Genomic DNA, 15,942 nt, shown 5'->3' with positions numbered 1-15,942 from the left:
CCAATCGTGCCGGCCAAAATGGTAACTTCGGGTCGCGCGGCGTGATTCACGGGTTGTTAATTATCGATTCGTCTGCAAAATGCCAATTTTTTGTGATTTCGAGCCATAAAGTTAAGCTGAAGTGAATTTTGCGCGGCCGATAGTTGAGCTTACCCCTTGATCAAAGTGGCCCTAGCATTGCTAACTAGTGCCTGCAGGATGGTTGCATCACCATCTCGTCTTTTGGAAACAAAGCGCGATTCTCAAGCACATTCATCACGCTTTTGATCTGCCAACTATTCGAGCTCAGATCGCTCTTGACGGATATTGGGAAAAATCATGCATCTTCGTGTAATTCTTGCAGATGACCATCCCATAGTGATCGCCGGGGCGAAACAATGTCTGGAGACTAGCGTGGATATTCGAGTGGTTGCTGAGGCCTCCAATGCTGACGGGCTCATGGCATTGTTGCGAGAAGTACCATGTGATGTACTCGTTACCGACTACGTAATGCCCGGAGGGGTGCGCGCTGACGGCGACAGCATGATTCGTCATCTGCGACGTCAGTACCCAAATCTCCCCATCGTGCTTTTAACGATGACAAGCAACGTGGCGCTTCTTTCCAAGGCGCTGGAAGCAGGCGTTACAGCTGTTGTCGACAAAGGTGCGGGCATGTCGGAGCTACCCAAGGCCACTCGCATGGCATTCGCCCGGCGAAGTTACTTCAGCCCAAAAATCCGAGCAATAATGGATGAATTGGTGCAGCCATCAGCAAAAAGCGCGATTCAATTGTCACTGTCGGCGAAGGAAATGGATGTCATACGCAAATTCTGTGAGGGTAGAAGTGTTACGGAAATTGCTAACGACCTGCACAAGAGCGTTGCCACAGTAAGTCGCCAGAAGACAGCTGGCATGCGCAAGCTTGGTGTGCAAAATGATGTTGAGCTCCTAGATTATATGCGATCCTTTAACTTACCCACCTGAAGCCGAACCAACAGAAGGCTACGGCACACCATAAACTCAAACAATCGTAGTGTTGAAGAACAGGACCCTCTGTGAATTAAGTGGCGCGCAGTCTTTGGAGCTTGATGGCACTACTTGCCATGTCTCACACTAGGCTTCCCACAGATTCCCGCAGCGGCTCAAATTGTCCTTGCCTGCCACATCTCAAGTGCTAAGGCCAAGGGCGTCCTTGCGCCATTGCCTGCAGAAAATCATTCACATCTTGCCTATACGCCTGCAGCTTGGCGGACACGTCGCTATGAACTTCTCCCAGAAAAGCCAGCTCGAGGTTCCTTGCGGCATCAAGGAGATTCTCAGCTCCAATGGTGCCCAACCCTCCTCCAAGGCGATGGACGGCGTCCCGGATATCCTGCACGTCGGCACGCACCATGGCCTCATCCAGTGCATGGAGGTCTGCAGTTAGGAAGGCGATCATTTGCTGCGTGCCCATACCAGCGTAAGGTGAATCTCCGGATCGCGTCGTGTGCGTCAATGGAGAAAGCCCCCCTGGCAAAGGGGTGATTCGTCCAGGCTCATCGAAACCTTCAGGAAATAGCACGGCAATTAACGCATCGCGCAGCTCGACTTGATGTATCGGCTTGGCAAGCACTCGGTCCATGCCGGCGTCATGACAGCGTTTGGCTTCATCGGGCAATGCACTGGCAGTCAGCGCAATAATGGGAAGACGACTGCCTCCTTCCCGGCGCTCCCAGTCTCGCCACTCGCGGGCCAAGGTATATCCATCCATGATCGGCATACGGCAGTCTGTGATAAGCAGATCGAATGTTTCGCGTTTGAGTGCATCGAGAGCGTCCTGCCCGTTACGGACGACCTGGCATGCGATACCCAACTGACGCAGCCGCCAGTTAATTAGTACCTGCCCAATCGGGTGATCCTCTGCAACCAAAACCCGATACCGCGTCGACGCGCCGTGCGGGATGGGTAGACTCTGGTTGGTATTTGCTGTCATGTATTTGCCCGTCGCCACATCCGCCGAAGCTTCGGCGATATCGAGAGTCACCTGCACAGCCACTGTCGTGCCCTGGCCGAGGTCACTATCGATCTGAATGTCGCCCCCCATCAGCGATACCAGGCTCTTGCATATAGACAACCCCAGCCCAGTACCACCAAAGTGTCGCGTGGTTGATGCTTCAGCCTGACTGAACGGACGAAAAAGCTTGGCTTGTTGATCTGGAGAAATGCCAATACCCGTGTCATGTACTGCGAAACGCAGAGTCTGAGTTTGGGTTGTACTCGCAACAACAACTATGTCGGCACCAACCTCTCCGTTTGCCGTGAATTTGATTGAGTTGCTCAATAGGTTAAACATAACCTGCTGTAGGCGAAGGCCGTCAGCCCGGAGAAGTGGTGCCAACATTGGGTCGATATAACTATTTAGTTCAAGCCCCTTATTGATTGCCAGATGCTCTACCGTCGCCAACAGGTTTTCGATGACTTGCCTTAGGTCAATTTCCGTCAGCTCAAGTGACAAGGCGCCCGCTTCGATCTTGGAGTAATCCAAGATGTCATCCAACAGATGGCTAAGAACATGCGCGGAGCCTTCCATCATGTGAATGATGCCGCGCTGCTCACCGTCAAGTTTGGTATGACTTAGCATTTCTAGCATGCCTAGAACGCCACTCATCGGAGTGCGTATTTCATGGCTCATCATCGCCAAAAAATCCGACTTCGCGGCCGTGGCTTTTTCAGCAGCCGTCTTCGCTTGAGCCAGAATGGCGGCTTGCTCATGAACCCTCGTAACATCAACCCAATATCCGTTCCACACTATGCCGCCACTGCGTGTGCGACTGGGTACGTTTCTTGAATGAACCCAGTGCCAGCAATTGTCCGAGAGGAAACGAAACTCAATGTCGACAGGATCAAACAATTTGATTGCCCGTTTCTCGGCCTCAATCGCCGCACTCCGATCATCGGGATGCATGCGAGCAAGAGCTAGCTGTCCATCCGCCATCAGTGCATCCGGCGGCAAGCCTAGTAATGCATTCGTGTTTCCAATGACGTAAGAGAACGATATTTTTCCGTCAGGGTGACGCCTGTATTGATACACCACGGCGGGTAGGTGCTCAGACACCTCTTCTAGTCGAAGCTCAGCCGAACGTCGCTGGTTCACCTCGCGTCGCAACCTGACAAAGCTTATTCCGTAAGCGGTTCCTGCGGACACCAGAATCAAAGCCAGTGGCCCCAATACGCTTAGCAACATGCGCCAGGAAATACCGCCCAAGTCGTAGTACACGCTTAGCCAATGGTTTTTGATTCCCTCTCGCTCTTCGGAGGGCATGCTAGCAACCATGCGATCAAATAACCCAAGCAACGGCGTGAAGGATTCCGGTGCCGCAAGAATCAGGCTATCGTTGATATTGGTCGGCGCAACAACCTGCAGCTGACCGGCATACTGTTCGCGGATGATACGGTCGACGACGGCTAGGTTGCCGATGAAGACATCTGCGTCGTGTCGATACACCGCCTCCAGGCCGTCTTCCGCCGAGTCAAATGGAATAATAATGGCCCCGGGCGCCTGAGAGAGAATCAGCGGCCCCAGCCGCGAGGGATCTGCTACAGCTACTCGGCGGCCGTTCACCGCCGCAATATCCAACAGAACTGCGCCGTCGCGTCGCGCAACTATAACCACTGGGACGGTCAAGAATGGCCTGCTGTAGTTCCAGCCGAGCACTGGATCTCTGTGTCCCACGGGAAGCCCAAGGACCATGTCCACCTGGTGGTTCTGCATTGCCTCTTCCAATTGCCCCCATGTCGCCATTGGCTTAACTACGATAGGAACCCCTAGCTTCTGATAACGCTCCAAATACTCTCCCACTACCCCCTCAAGTGTTCCCTGAGCCGTCTCAAACGATAGCGGCGGCCAGTTCGATCGCACGCCCAGTGTTATCGGTCTGGACATGAAGGCTCGCTCTACGGGCGTGGCCTTGATCCCCTGGGCCTTGGGCCACCTGATTGGCGGCAGCCACCGCCCACGGATGGTTGCAATGTCCTTCGCTGAAGCGGCCTGTAAAGCCTCGTTCAAAGCGCTGATGAGTGGAGCGTCGGCGTAGGGAGCCGCATAATGAAAAGTAGTCGGCGGAATCGGCGCGCGGCCGATAACTTCTATATTATGGAGCCGCTCTCGCTCAACGATAGCCCTGACCGTATATGGATTTCCGACGAAGACGTCGCCTTTATTCGTGGCGATTAGCTGTAGAGCTTCACTCGTGTTTCCAGCCTCAATGATACTAGCTTCGTGGTATAGCTCGCGAACGTCATCGCGAACGTCATCGCTAGAGACGAGCGATCGTTCGATCACCACGCGTCGAACACTATTCTCTTCTACCTCGGTACTAGCGCCTTGGTCGGTGCGACCAACCAGAGCGAGCGGGGTTTGATAATAGGCGTTACTATAAATAAGGCATTGCTCTGCGGGCGCCGTAATGTTCGCGACCATGAGGAGATTGATTTCCCCCTTGCATGCTGCCTCATTCAAAGTATCCGGGCTTGGGTAGAATCTCAACGTCAGCGCTACGCCAAGCTCTTGCGTAATCAGCGTTAGCAGATCGTAAGAGTAACCCTCAAGATGGCCCTGGCGCTCCTGTAGGAATGGAGGCCAATCAGTGCCACTTTGCACACCAACGACCAGCGTTGGATGTGCCTGTAACCAGTCGCGCTCTCCCTGATCAAGCTGAATCGTGGCTTGCCTCGCATGGCAGGTGGTAGCTAGCCAAGAAAGACCAAGCGCTATCACGCAATGAAGCCCGATGTCTCTTAAGCGTTTTCTAATTGGAAAACCCATAAATCTGTGGCCATTGGCATGACAGGTGAATTACTTACTGCCGATCCGGATACGTGACCGATAAGCACCTGCCCATTCTCGCAAGCAGGCTTCGAATCTTTTTAAGCAGTTCCTGCAAGGCTGGGTTGCCTGAGCTTTGAGCATGGTAACGCAGTAGAGACCCGCCCCCAAATGCTGCGCACACCCGCTAATCTTTAGGGCGTACTGACCGTGGACGCACCGGGCCCGAAATTTGGCCTTGAATCTCCCAAAAAAGCACTCATGCAGGCGTGCCCGCGGATCGCCACGAAGGCAGGCGGCTTGATCGAGTATCCATGTCGCCCAACCACCGCTGATCTCTTGACCCACGGCCCATTCGACACATTCACGAATACAGTAGTCAGCACCGGCACATCTGGCGTCCGATGCCAGACACCTGAGGATCGGAGGGAGGAGAACACCAGGCCGAGGAGGAACCGACCTGATCGAGGTGTCGACTCCCCGCAATTCAGTGCCACGAATAACTAGAGGTTGCCGGGTCGTTTTGGATACGGAATTCGGCGGGCGTAAGCCCGCCTAGGCTGTCGTGAGGAATCTCGCGGTTGTAGTCGGTTTGCCATCGCTCGGTGTGTTCGCGGACCTCGCTGAGCGTGCGGAATACGTGCATGTCGAGCACGCCGCGTCGGTAGCTGCCATTGAAGCGTTCGATGAAGCCGTTCTGCATGGGGCGGCCCGGCTCAATGAAATCTAGCGTGATGCCCTTGCGCTCGGCCCATTCCGCCAGCGCCAGAGCAATGAACTCCGGGCCGTTGTCCAATCGCAGTTTGGCCGGATAGCCACGCCAGGCCGCAATACGCTCCAACGTGCGGATCACACGGGCTGCCGGCAGGTTCAAGTCGACCTCAATGGCGAGTGCTTCGCGACTGAAGTCATCGAGGACGTTGAACGTGCGGAAACGCCGTCCATCCCACAAGGCGTCAGACATGAAGCCGATTGACCAGCTACTGTTGATCTGCTCGCCGGCCACCAGGGGCAGCGGATGCCGGTTTGGCAAACGCTTCTTGCCCCGGCGACGACGATTGAGCTGCATCAGACAATACACACGCCACACCCTCTTATGGTTCCACACCAGGCCACGGCGCCGAATCAGCTGGAACAGCTTGTCGAACCCGCGCTCGGGAAAGCGCTCAGCCAGCTCCGCCAACAGCGCGATGACCTCCTCATCCCGGTCCGGTCGTGATCGATAACGAATGGTCGACCGCGACACGCCTATCGCCACACAAGCCCGGCGCTCGCTCCATCCGTGGCACTCCTTCAGCCACGTGATGAGCGGGCGCTTATGCGCCGGGTCTACAACTTTTTTGCAATGAGGTCCTTCAGGGAATGGTTCTCCATCGCCAGCTCGGCATACATCCGTTTGAGCTTGGCGTGCTCAGCCTCGACGTCTCTTAGCCGTTGCACATCGGATGCTTCCATGCCGCCGTACTTGGACTTCCACGTGTAGTACGTCGCCTCGGAAATGCCCAGCTCGCGGCACACGTCTTTGACCTGGCGGCCACCTTCGACCTGCTTCAGCGTCGCGACGATCTGACTCTCGGTGAACTTGCTCTTGCGCATCTTCAGTCTCCTTGGGGCTAGTTTGCCCGGAGACCTCCAGTTATGTCTGGACCGAGTTTAAGGGGAGTCGACAGAGGCTTCAAAACGAGGCGACTCGCAAAGCCTTGAAGAATGGGTGGTTGCCGCACCAGCGTGATCTGTGTTGACGCAGCTTATGCAGAATCAAGGCATGAGAGAGCATCGCGCCCGGCTCGTGCATGGCGCAAGCGCCCCGAATGCCTGACCATTCATGAGGTGGGAAAGCACAAATCCTGAGAGATCCGCCAGGATTTCATGCGTATTGAACTTGCAAAGGTGGGCAAACCCAAAAAACCTCTATGCCCAACTTTCAATCGGAATGACGCCGGTTTCTTCCGGTTCCCCAAAGAGCATCCATTCCAAGAACTGCTGGGCCATAGGGTTGGCAATGGGCTCAGCTTCGGCCAGTGAGTCAATGTCATGCTCGTCATGAAGCTGATGACCAAGATTTAGCGCGGTCGCACTCAGCCCAAGATCATGAGCCATCAGCAGACGATCGGCCAACGTAACGGTGACGCCGTGATCGCGATCGACATCGACATCGACATCGACGGATTGTAGTGCACTGACGCTAGTGGCGTGGTGTGTCATGCAGCACCATCCGTGGCCTTGATGCTTACCCGAATCGCTTTCGCGTTGATATGCTCGATTAAGGTCTTCACATAATCATCAGCTCGCTGCTTTACACCTTGCACAACACCCGCGTCAGCTAGGGACAGCTCAACTTCACGCAGCAGCTGTCGCTTTGGATCGAACTCCAACACAAGATGGCCAGCTTCGAGAACCGGGAAGGCACATTCACCTCGCCGAATATCCCACTCATCTAACGCCGGACTTCTTCGCAGGCGACAAACTAGTTCTTCGTACTGTGCTGGCATATATAGCACTGGCCTACCCGTTGCGTTCGATCGATGCATCTCGCACCAGCGAACAATAAGCGCGTCTTCAAAATCCATAGATCGCAGTGTAGCAACCAGCGTATCACGCAGGTGCAGCATCATAGCGTCGCGAAGCAGCGCCTCCTGGGACAAGAGCATCCGCACCTGAGGAACCAACACCTCCAATGCATCGCTATATCCCTGTGTAAAGCCCTCGGCGCCAGCCTTCTCCCGAAGGCGCTTGGCGTCTACTTCAGCTTTATCCACGATGACGCGAGCACGCTTTCGGGCAAAGTCCTCTATGCATTCAGCACGTACAGCCAATCCAATAGCTGATGCCGGAAGTATCCCATCATTTGCGAATGCGGTTGCTAAGTTCGGTATCGTTCGCAGCATAGTTGAGAGCGGTCCAAAAGCATGTGATATCAAAGTCGTCACGAGGACGTGGTCCTATTAGCGAGGAACGCAACCCAGAGAAATGCAAACACATTCGCGCCGCCAACCACGCCGGAAGATGTGGCGTCAGAGCTTGCAAGTATCCGCCACCCCACCCCAACAACGCGTCAGAAGAAGTCACACTAGCCCGCTGATGGCCATGCTCTCTGAACCTCAATTGCATGAATGCATGTACCGACGATGGTTGCGCAAGATAACTTCTGTCAGCCACAACGGTACTTCGAAACTTGGCGCAAGCCATCAAGTAAGCTGCCGCGGGCAAGTGCGCCCATGCGCCCACCAGTCGCCGCACTAGCATGTATTGCGTAGCGTGGGGTGGCCGATAGCTAGGTAGCCTGTGCGATCGGATCAAATGTCCATTCAGTCCTGACCGCTGTTCATGCGAAAGCGAGGCCTCCGCCTCGCGCCAGGGACGATAATAAGACGCCGGGTCGTAGAGTACTCGCAAGGTTTCAATCTGCATCAGAACGACCCTTTTCATTTTGGCTCGTGGATGCTCTTGCGCTCCGCAGCCTTTCGGGAAGTTTGATTGCTATGCGCCGGATGAAAGTGGAGAAAACGGCGACCAATAAGCCTACTGCCGCCAACGCAGACCAAACCACCGGCCCCTTTGTGCTGCCGGATGACTCTGGCGTAGCACGAAGCGTACGTGCCTGGGGTGCCTCAGTAAGGAGCACTGATACGTTGTCGTAATCCACATGAGCAAAGGTGTTGCGCAAAAGCCGTTTGACCGACTGCAACAGGGCTTGCTCGTCCAGGCCGGGACCATGCACGAGCACCGCCGCCACATGCACGTCCTGCGGCAGGTTTTGAGTGCCGCTATGGTTGAACGAATCGTAGCTTACATGTACGCGTGCGCTATTCACCCCAGCGATCACGGCCAGCGATTCCTCCAGGCGGCGCTCAATGGCGGATAACAAGCGTACTCGTTCACTCAGCGGTGTACTGACCATGCTGTCGGCAGGAAATGAAGACGATATCTGTGAACGCGGCGCTGAGGGCAAACTTTCGCGCTGCATCAGCTCGATGGCCTCTGGCAAATCCGCCTGCCCTACCCGTACCACGAAGCCAGCCTTACCCTCGTGTTTCTTTTGTGCCGAAATATTGTTGTGCAGCAATACGGCTAGAACTTCGTTAGCTTGCCGCTCATCCAGGCCTTCCAACAGGCTGTACTCGCGACAACCAGCGAGTAACAGCAATGAGAATGACAGAGCCAGTACGAGTCCACACCGAAGCAATAGGCGTTTCTCGGGTAGCCGCAGCCGTGATGGCAAGGAGGAACTAGCCATTGGTTACGACTTCAACAGAGTTTCCACGGTTTTTGCCGCGTTGTTAGCCAAGCCGGCGGTGACAATCATGTTCTTCGTATAGTGCTCCAGCCGCGACTGCAGATCGAACAGGCTTTCTGGGTTGCTGGCGACACGAGGGTCATTGCTCGTTTGCTTTATCGCTGCCAATTCACAGCCCGCATCAACGTAAGCGTGAGCAAAACGATCAGCCAATGACGTCGATCCTAGAAATCCATCACTGGAAGGGAGGCCAATGGCCAAGGAGGAAATATTCATGAAGAATCTCTTGAAATTTGTCGTAAGAACAGACAGCGGCGATAGGTAAAGTGTAGGCTTACAATCCTATGGCCACACTGTGGTCAACCCAGATTGCGCGCATTTTGCTTCTGCATGTCGGCCAGGTTCTTTGATGAGTTGGATTGAAGCATGCGGAACATGTTGTATTCGGCCAGCGCTGTTTGGTAACCCGCTAGCTTGGCTGGGTTTGACGGATCGCCAGGATTGCTTGCGGTGCCGTCGCCAGCCAATGCTGTAAAAGCTGCATCAAGCTTGGCCTTCAGTTCCCCAACGCCGGTATCGAATCTCCAGGAGTGGCGATCCAGCCAGCCATCCCAGTTGTCGCCACCACCTGGATTTTGGGGGCCACCGTCCCACGAGTCGACAGCACGATATGTCAAAGGAGTACTTGTCACGATAATTACCTAATGTGTTCAAAGAAAATACATGTCAATGTTCGACCGCCCTGGAAAACTCCCAGCGACCATCGCCCACCGAGAGAAGCTGATCGGGGGAGTACTGATAGGAGCGTCCTTTCAGCAGGTCATCCCATAACCTAATGTTTATGGCGATTCGTCGATCGCCCCAGTAGCGACCGAACTCCTGTATATAACGCGCCATCGCATGCAACGATGCGTCATCCAAAAAGATGTCGTTAGAGATGCTGACGCGCGTACCAACGGAATCTACTCGCGTGGGTATGCCGAGTGACCGCAGCCTTTCACGTGCTAATGCGACCAAATGAGCATCACTAATGGATTCAATTTTTATAGCGCGGGCGTAGGGCATGTGTTCCGCGATCACAGCCAATACGCGCTCCTTGAGCGATGGAGTGACATCCTGCCCACCACTCAGCACAACCTCCGGGTGCTGTGGATCCTGCAGGCGTATGACGGTGTAACCAAACCCCGCGCGTGTCAGGAACTGACCGAGTCGCTCGGCCTCGCTTGAGCGTTGAAGGAATACATCCGCGTCACCTCGCTGCAGGCGTTGACCGGCTCGCTGCCCCCACGCCACACCTTGAGCCGTATCGGTGAACGCGTACAAATGCCCATCACTGCCGTACACGACGTCATAGTCAGCGGGCGAGCCTCTCAACACCTCGACCAGCCCCTGCACCTTGGCTATTTCAGGCACATGGTGCTGGTAGAGCGCGTAACCACCCAAAACTATCCCAAGGAACACAGCACATGCCAAGCCATACGATGCCCAACGTGCATTACCCCTCTTTTTCGGCATTGACACCGCGGCGGTCTTCGCCATGGGGCGGAAGTCAAGCACCTTTTTCGACCAAGCCTCACCTTCGTTGCGCACCGCGAAATGGATGCCACAAGCGAGATCCACGGTGTTTCGGGGGATTATGCGAAAGCGCCACTGATCATTGTCACATCGCTCGCCGAGCTCGATATTCATGGAGCCACCTTGGCCCAATACCGTTTCATCCACGCTAATGCGAACCATGAACGCCGTGGCTTGGCGCTCATCGGAAATGTAGAAAGTGTTATCGGCGAAGGCGATCGTCCGTGCAACTACGCCATCAACCAAGTCCCGGTGGGGACCAACATGGAATACGGTATCGCCACCCTCTACAGTGAACTCGACGCCGCTAAGAGCACCAGACAACAATTTGATCTTGCAATTCATGGACATGGCTTGTCGAGACAACTCTAGCGGACAGAATATTTGGCAGATTCATGCACGTTACAGCGACGGAGATGTGCACTCCATACAACAAATATGAAAGATTGAATCGACCGGTCCTTCCCAGGTTTGCTCTCCACAGCCCGTCATTTTTTAGCCGAATCCAGTTGACACCCATGCATATCAAAGAGTGACCTTATGCCTGCCATTGGTAGCGTTTCCAGATAGGTTTTTCGGCGAAACCGAACCCAGGCGGTTTGCCATGAAGAAGACCAAATTCACCGAAGAGAAGATCGCTTCGCAGTGCCTCAATTCGAAACTGGTATCACAGTGGCTGAGTTCTCTCGAAAAGTGGAAATCTGTGAGGCGACATTCTTCAACAGCCCGAAGAAGCGTGTCCGCGATGCGCGCCTGGAATCTTCCGCCAGGCCCGCGCGGACGTCCTGGACTACTTCGACGCCCTCTATAGCCGGAGCGATCGCCGGGGCCACCTGCGTGGCGTCAGCGCCTAGGCTTTGGGCGCAGATCTCATCATGACGCCGACGAGCGCCCTATTTGGTGGCGGCCCAATGCCAGGCGGCTCACAAGACGAATGACAACTTGAGCTACGACAGTGCCAAAAGCACCTCACTTTGATAATATCCACCCGACGCCACCGAGTAGATGGCCGCTGGTAGACCACTCAATGGCGCCGCCTTATCAAGCAATGCCACAACGCCTAATTTGTTAAAAGGCATGCTCACTTCCGGCCGAAGGTCGGTAAAGAGAAGAATTCGCATGGATGGATATCTACGGTTAATCAGCTTAATTAACGCAAGCGCCGGCGGTAGCGACGTTGCAAAAATCAGTGGATCAAGGATTAGCATGTCGCAATGACGATGATCAAGCAACGAAAGCAAGTCGCTACAACTAGTTGTTTCACCTTCAATTTCTATACCTGCCCGACCCAAGACTTGCCGCGCCCCTAGCAGGACAAGACCTGAAGTGTCCGCGACAATGACTTTAATACGGGTACTCCTATAACTTGTAGCTGTAGATATCTCGTTGAGATTATTCGACGACATAATTTTCACCCATTTCAATAAAGCTCAAAATTGCAATAGACGAAAGAAGTCAATCTGCCGCAAGGTTAGTGTAACCTTGCAATTTGCAATGAAACACATAAATGCAAATTTTTAGAAATTCGAGTCGAATGGGCCGGTAATTTACAACCGATTCAGCCCAGCGCAGCGTCAGACGGCTTACGCCAGCATCCAGGGCCATGCCGATTTGGCCAGCGCCAATGTGATGCGTCCTCGTACTTTTGAGTCGCCCGGAAGCAGAGGTGGCTGATAATGCCTTGGCCCAGCGGACGAGTGACAGCCGGCGTCCGATACCCGTCGACTCGCGGGTCAGACCTGCCAGCCGATACTCACGCACATCCAGCAGTCTTCGACATTTTGGCCGTAGCGGTGCAACTTGAGATTGCGGAACGACGACTCGATTTGCTTGCGGCACACCTGCAGCATGACTGGTTGACGACCATGAAGCTCTACCGACTGCGAAGGGGCCAGTCGATCACGATCACAGACCGTTCGCCATACAGCAGCCAGCGCAGCATGCTGGCGTACACGCATTCTCGTGAGGTGTCCAAGGGCGCGAAGTGTAGGCGGTCGTTAGCCGCACGAGCCAGTCCGCGATCCGTGCATTTTCTTCACTCGCCCTGACTTGATAGCGATAGCCAGTCTCGCTCAGTGCAAAGGTCTTGCAGGCATGCCGGATGTTCGTGCGCCCGCCCTCAACTGCCCATCGGGCCATCTCCCGGCGTTGAGATGGCCTCACCATTTTTTTGCCATCGCCTCCTTCAGCAGCTCCGCGCTGAGCTGGGCGTCGGCGTACATCTTCTTCAGGCGCCGGTTCTCGTCCTGCAGCTCCTTGAGCTGGGACATCAGCGATGCATCCATGCCGCCGAACTTGCTTCGCCACTTGTAAAACGTCGCCGAGCTGATGCCGTGCTCTCGGCACAACTCCGGGACCGGCGTGCCGGCTTCGGCTTGCTTGAGCACGGCAATGATCTGGCTGTCGGTGAAACGGGACTTCTTCATGGAACCTCCTCGGGAAAGCCTACGAGAAAATTCCACTTTTGGCGTCAGCTAACCTGAGGGGGGATTACCACTCCACTGATCGATCACGGTGAGCACCCGAAACTTGCGGCCTGTCGCCAGCTGATCGTGCACGAAATCCATCGACCAGTACTGGTTCGCCGCGACGGGCTTGGGCACGGCGCCGCGATGCAGACTTAGCCGCTTGGTCCGACGTCGGCGCATCCGGACCTGCAGGCCTTCCAGGCGATAGAGCCGATGAATCCGGTTGCGACCATCTTTCCAACCCTCCCGCCGGAGCATGATCCAGATCCGCTCATAGCCGAACCGAGGTCGTGCCTGAGCGATCTCTCTGATCCGCATGCGCAGCGCCGCTGTGTCCCGTGCCAGGGACTTCCGGTACCAGGTGGCATTGCGCAGTCTGGCCAGCCGGCAGGCCCGTCGTACGCTCACCTGGAAGTGCTCGTGCATCCAGTGCGCCAACTCAACGCGTCGAGTTGGCTTCAGACCTTTTTTCGGATCACCTCCGAAAGGATTTGCTTGTCCAGCGTCAGATCCGCCACCAGACGTTTCAGCCTGGCGTTTTCTTCCTGCATCTGGCGCATCTGTCGCAGCTCGGCCACGCCCAGGCTCGCGTACTTCTTCTTCCAGACGTAGAACGTCGCTTCGGCGATGCCCATCTGCCGGCATACGTCAGCAACGATCGTTCCGGACTCCGCCAGCCGCAGTGCGTAAGCAATCTGCTCCTCGGTGAACCCCGACTTTTTCATCGCTCCTCCGATCCCTTCCGGGATACCTCAAAGCGACCTTACCTCTACTTTTGAATGACTACGAAATTCCGGGACGACGTCACACCTATTAAAGCCGATCCATTGCCAGAGCGAGGCGGCATCGATTTTTCCACCTGTTCATTGCGAATCTTGAAAAGTTCATCAGATAGATTTTTGTATTTACTGAGCGACTTGGTCAAGCCCTCGTACTTTTCCACACTTGCAGACTTGCGATAACCATTACCGCCTAAATTTCCGCTCTCAAGAGCTCCCCGGTTTGCTTCACGGAAAAGCTTTTTTGCTTCAGCTTTATCACCGTCATTTCCTCTACTCTTGAGCGCGACTGCCAAAGTCATTTTTCCGCGGTATTCCAAATATTTTTTTACGGACCCCTTACCCATTAGCTGACTTTGTTCTAAATTCGCATTTTTAATTTTCTTAGTAAGAAGATTCTCTGCGAATTTAAAGTCTCCATCACTACCGGTCTTTCTGACAAGTTCAACAGCTGCCAAACTGCTTCGCGTTAGGCGAGAATTGATCGACGAAATGTGCACCCTTTTCTCCACAAGCAATATATCAACAGGTAAATTTAAGCCATTACTCACAGCTGATTTATTTTGAACAAGTAGCAATCTGACGAATTGGACTCTCTAGTAGTTCAATGAAATCAGAGCTGACGATGTGATCTGGAACGCTTTTTCCAAGCGCGGCGATCGTGACGCCTAAATGTCTGACATGGATGGCTTTCGCGCTTTCAAATTTCAATCATCTTCAACTAGGCAGGCAAACGGGACGCAGCCCATTCTTGGCGGAGATGGATCAGATGGCGCAGTAAGCCCCATGCTACTTTCGATTGGGCGTCCTATGTACGCTCGCGATCCAATTGTCACTTTGGGCCGTCACCTTTGCGTCGACAGCCACCCTGACCTGGGCGACAACCTCCAAACTCATCATCTATCGCGATTCCGGACACGTCAGAGTGGCGCTAGCGTCTAGAACCGCCGGCGCACGTAGGCCTTGACCCCATGTTCGTCGCCATTGCTGCCAATCAAACTCGAGTAGTTGATAGCTGCGTCGATGTCGCGTACGAGATGGCCGCCTAGTCCGATGTCAGCGGTCAGCGCATCACGATTCAGCGATGTTCCCACGACATCGAACGGCGTTCGGCCCGTGAAGCTCAATACAGCCGAAGGTGTTATCTGTCCAAATGTGTGCCGCCAACCCGGGCTGGCGCGCTATTCGACCGAAGCATGCCGGTGAAGTTCAGTGGCACGATGAGCCGGGTAACCCTGAAGGTATTGCCGCTGCTCTCACTGCGCCCTGACAGCGCCGTGGCGGCGTCACCCTGTTCCTGGAAGCCGTCCGTGCGCAGTCGAACGTAGGCTGCCTTGAAGAACGGTTGCATATCGGCGTCATGGCCTTGCATGTCATAGGCGATCTCGGCCCAGCCCTGGGTGGTGCCCGCTTTGAAGTCCGACGACAGGCTCGCCTGGTATCCGGTGTATGACGGACGACACGTCATCGAGGCATCTGGGCGAGTCTAGGGCACGCCACGGTTGATACGCCACTGCCCCTGGCCGTTGCACGTATAGAGGCCCACATGATAGTCGTCGCTGGAGCCGTTCGAAAAACGCTGGTGCCAATAATTTCCATTCGCCGCTAAGTGTAGGCGAGCCACTTGAGGGAATAATTGAGCCTGCCAAAATACGCCATCTTGACCAACTGAAGCGGGTACTCTGCCCTCCTCAGGTAGCTGCGCCCGTACCCACGATAACGATCGCTAATCGCCCTGCCCCATCAGCTGCTTCCGGCCCCAAGGCCGCCTGAGCGGCTCAGCTCTCCGGTGATGATGAGGCGTGCTGCCAGAATCTCGGGATGTTGATCTTGGCAATCAGCCTTCCGACCGAAGATCAGGTCGCGCGTATCCGGCACTGGCGCCGAATGGGATACACAATTGCGTCGCCCGCGCTGTAGGAAATCGTGCATCCCGTGGGGGGTAACTCATTGATTTATCTTGGCAGTCGTGGGCAAGTGATTTCCTGATCAGACAGGTTTGCTGGAAAACTTGGCAGTTGATCGCGATTCGCCAGGCCATTGACCGCTAAAAACCACCTATTTAACTGGAGCCTTTCGAATGCCATCTCAAACTGGGCT

General features: G+C 54.8%; 15 protein-coding genes and 1 pseudogene. 1 reads left to right on the top strand and 15 read right to left on the bottom strand.

Annotated features, from left to right (window positions below; translation table 11 throughout):
* Window positions 1-318 precede the first annotated feature (318 nt).
* On the top strand, window positions 319-963 hold the full coding sequence (locus ACT01B_RS10660; RefSeq protein ID WP_445147322.1) for a response regulator: 645 nt from the start codon (window positions 319-321) through the stop codon (window positions 961-963).
* A gap of 190 nt (window positions 964-1,153) precedes the next feature.
* Here the strand turns inward: ACT01B_RS10660 and ACT01B_RS10655 are convergent, their stop codons facing one another.
* The 15 genes and pseudogenes from ACT01B_RS10655 to ACT01B_RS10585 all read right to left on the bottom strand — a co-directional run bounded on the left by ACT01B_RS10655 (window position 1,154) and on the right by ACT01B_RS10585 (window position 15,310).
* A complete protein-coding gene (locus ACT01B_RS10655; RefSeq protein WP_445147321.1) occupies window positions 1,154-4,783 on the bottom strand; it encodes an ATP-binding protein in 3,630 nt (1,209 codons plus the stop codon).
* A 487-nt stretch (window positions 4,784-5,270) separates the two neighbouring features.
* A protein-coding gene (locus ACT01B_RS10650) for an IS3 family transposase (protein ID WP_445147320.1) occupies window positions 5,271-6,379 on the bottom strand; the annotation gives its coding sequence in 2 pieces (ribosomal slippage) (window positions 5,271-6,118 and window positions 6,118-6,379; 1,110 coding nt in all).
* Between the two features lie 315 nt (window positions 6,380-6,694).
* The gene (locus ACT01B_RS10645; protein WP_445147319.1) at window positions 6,695-6,988 is read right to left on the bottom strand and encodes a hypothetical protein; all 294 of its coding nucleotides are present in this window, start codon (window positions 6,986-6,988) and stop codon (window positions 6,695-6,697) included.
* Window positions 6,985-7,713: a hypothetical protein gene (locus tag ACT01B_RS10640; RefSeq protein ID WP_445147553.1), complete on the bottom strand. Its 729-nt coding sequence runs from the start codon at window positions 7,711-7,713 to the stop codon at window positions 6,985-6,987. Before ACT01B_RS10640 ends, ACT01B_RS10645 begins: the two co-directional genes overlap by 4 nt.
* Window positions 7,628-8,194, bottom strand: coding sequence for a hypothetical protein (locus tag ACT01B_RS10635; RefSeq protein WP_445147318.1), 567 nt, complete (start codon window positions 8,192-8,194; stop codon window positions 7,628-7,630). Before ACT01B_RS10635 ends, ACT01B_RS10640 begins: the two co-directional genes overlap by 86 nt.
* Window positions 8,184-8,894: a type III secretion system inner membrane ring lipoprotein SctJ gene (gene sctJ / locus ACT01B_RS10630; protein WP_445147317.1), complete on the bottom strand. Its 711-nt coding sequence runs from the start codon at window positions 8,892-8,894 to the stop codon at window positions 8,184-8,186. Before sctJ ends, ACT01B_RS10635 begins: the two co-directional genes overlap by 11 nt.
* Window positions 8,895-9,023: 129 nt before the next feature.
* The gene (gene sctI, locus ACT01B_RS10625; RefSeq protein ID WP_445147316.1) at window positions 9,024-9,296 is read right to left on the bottom strand and encodes a type III secretion system inner rod subunit SctI; all 273 of its coding nucleotides are present in this window, start codon (window positions 9,294-9,296) and stop codon (window positions 9,024-9,026) included.
* Window positions 9,297-9,379: 83 nt separating this feature from the next.
* Window positions 9,380-9,712: an EscF/YscF/HrpA family type III secretion system needle major subunit gene (locus ACT01B_RS10620; protein WP_445147315.1), complete on the bottom strand. Its 333-nt coding sequence runs from the start codon at window positions 9,710-9,712 to the stop codon at window positions 9,380-9,382.
* Between the two features lie 34 nt (window positions 9,713-9,746).
* Window positions 9,747-10,940 carry a PrgH/EprH family type III secretion apparatus protein gene (locus tag ACT01B_RS10615; protein ID WP_445147314.1) on the bottom strand — a complete coding sequence of 398 codons (1,194 nt, stop codon included), beginning with the start codon at window positions 10,938-10,940 and terminating at the stop codon, window positions 9,747-9,749.
* Between the two features lie 602 nt (window positions 10,941-11,542).
* Window positions 11,543-12,001 carry a hypothetical protein gene (locus ACT01B_RS10610; RefSeq protein ID WP_445147313.1) on the bottom strand — a complete coding sequence of 153 codons (459 nt, stop codon included), beginning with the start codon at window positions 11,999-12,001 and terminating at the stop codon, window positions 11,543-11,545.
* A 565-nt stretch (window positions 12,002-12,566) separates the two neighbouring features.
* Window positions 12,567-13,021, bottom strand: a pseudogene (locus ACT01B_RS10605) (transposase); the annotation flags it as partial.
* 48 nt (window positions 13,022-13,069) lie between these two features.
* Window positions 13,070-13,489 carry an IS3 family transposase gene (locus ACT01B_RS10600; protein ID WP_445147312.1) on the bottom strand — a complete coding sequence of 140 codons (420 nt, stop codon included), beginning with the start codon at window positions 13,487-13,489 and terminating at the stop codon, window positions 13,070-13,072.
* Window positions 13,490-13,521: 32 nt separating this feature from the next.
* Complete coding sequence (locus tag ACT01B_RS10595; RefSeq protein ID WP_445147311.1) at window positions 13,522-13,788, bottom strand: transposase; 267 nt, start codon at window positions 13,786-13,788, stop codon at window positions 13,522-13,524.
* A 44-nt stretch (window positions 13,789-13,832) separates the two neighbouring features.
* Window positions 13,833-14,342, bottom strand: coding sequence for a hypothetical protein (locus tag ACT01B_RS10590; protein ID WP_445147310.1), 510 nt, complete (start codon window positions 14,340-14,342; stop codon window positions 13,833-13,835).
* A 641-nt stretch (window positions 14,343-14,983) separates the two neighbouring features.
* Window positions 14,984-15,310 carry an autotransporter domain-containing protein gene (locus ACT01B_RS10585; protein ID WP_445147309.1) on the bottom strand — a complete coding sequence of 109 codons (327 nt, stop codon included), beginning with the start codon at window positions 15,308-15,310 and terminating at the stop codon, window positions 14,984-14,986.
* Window positions 15,311-15,942: the final 632 nt, after the last annotated feature.

The organism is Dyella sp. Tek66A03 (genome assembly GCF_052567735.1).
This window is presented reverse-complemented; position numbering and strand designations above follow the sequence as displayed.

Coding starts and splice junctions, on each gene's coding strand:
- ACT01B_RS10660 (WP_445147322.1), top strand. CDS start 319: ATGCATCTTCGTGTAATTCTTGCAGATGACCATCCCATAGTGATCGCC.
- ACT01B_RS10655 (WP_445147321.1), bottom strand. CDS start 4,783: ATGGGTTTTCCAATTAGAAAACGCTTAAGAGACATCGGGCTTCATTGC.
- ACT01B_RS10645 (WP_445147319.1), bottom strand. CDS start 6,988: ATGACACACCACGCCACTAGCGTCAGTGCACTACAATCCGTCGATGTC.
- ACT01B_RS10635 (WP_445147318.1), bottom strand. CDS start 8,194: ATGCAGATTGAAACCTTGCGAGTACTCTACGACCCGGCGTCTTATTAT.
- sctI (WP_445147316.1), bottom strand. CDS start 9,296: ATGAATATTTCCTCCTTGGCCATTGGCCTCCCTTCCAGTGATGGATTT.
- ACT01B_RS10615 (WP_445147314.1), bottom strand. CDS start 10,940: ATGAATTGCAAGATCAAATTGTTGTCTGGTGCTCTTAGCGGCGTCGAG.
- ACT01B_RS10610 (WP_445147313.1), bottom strand. CDS start 12,001: ATGTCGTCGAATAATCTCAACGAGATATCTACAGCTACAAGTTATAGG.
- ACT01B_RS10600 (WP_445147312.1), bottom strand. CDS start 13,489: ATGCACGAGCACTTCCAGGTGAGCGTACGACGGGCCTGCCGGCTGGCC.
- ACT01B_RS10595 (WP_445147311.1), bottom strand. CDS start 13,788: ATGAAAAAGTCGGGGTTCACCGAGGAGCAGATTGCTTACGCACTGCGG.
- ACT01B_RS10585 (WP_445147309.1), bottom strand. CDS start 15,310: ATGACGTGTCGTCCGTCATACACCGGATACCAGGCGAGCCTGTCGTCG.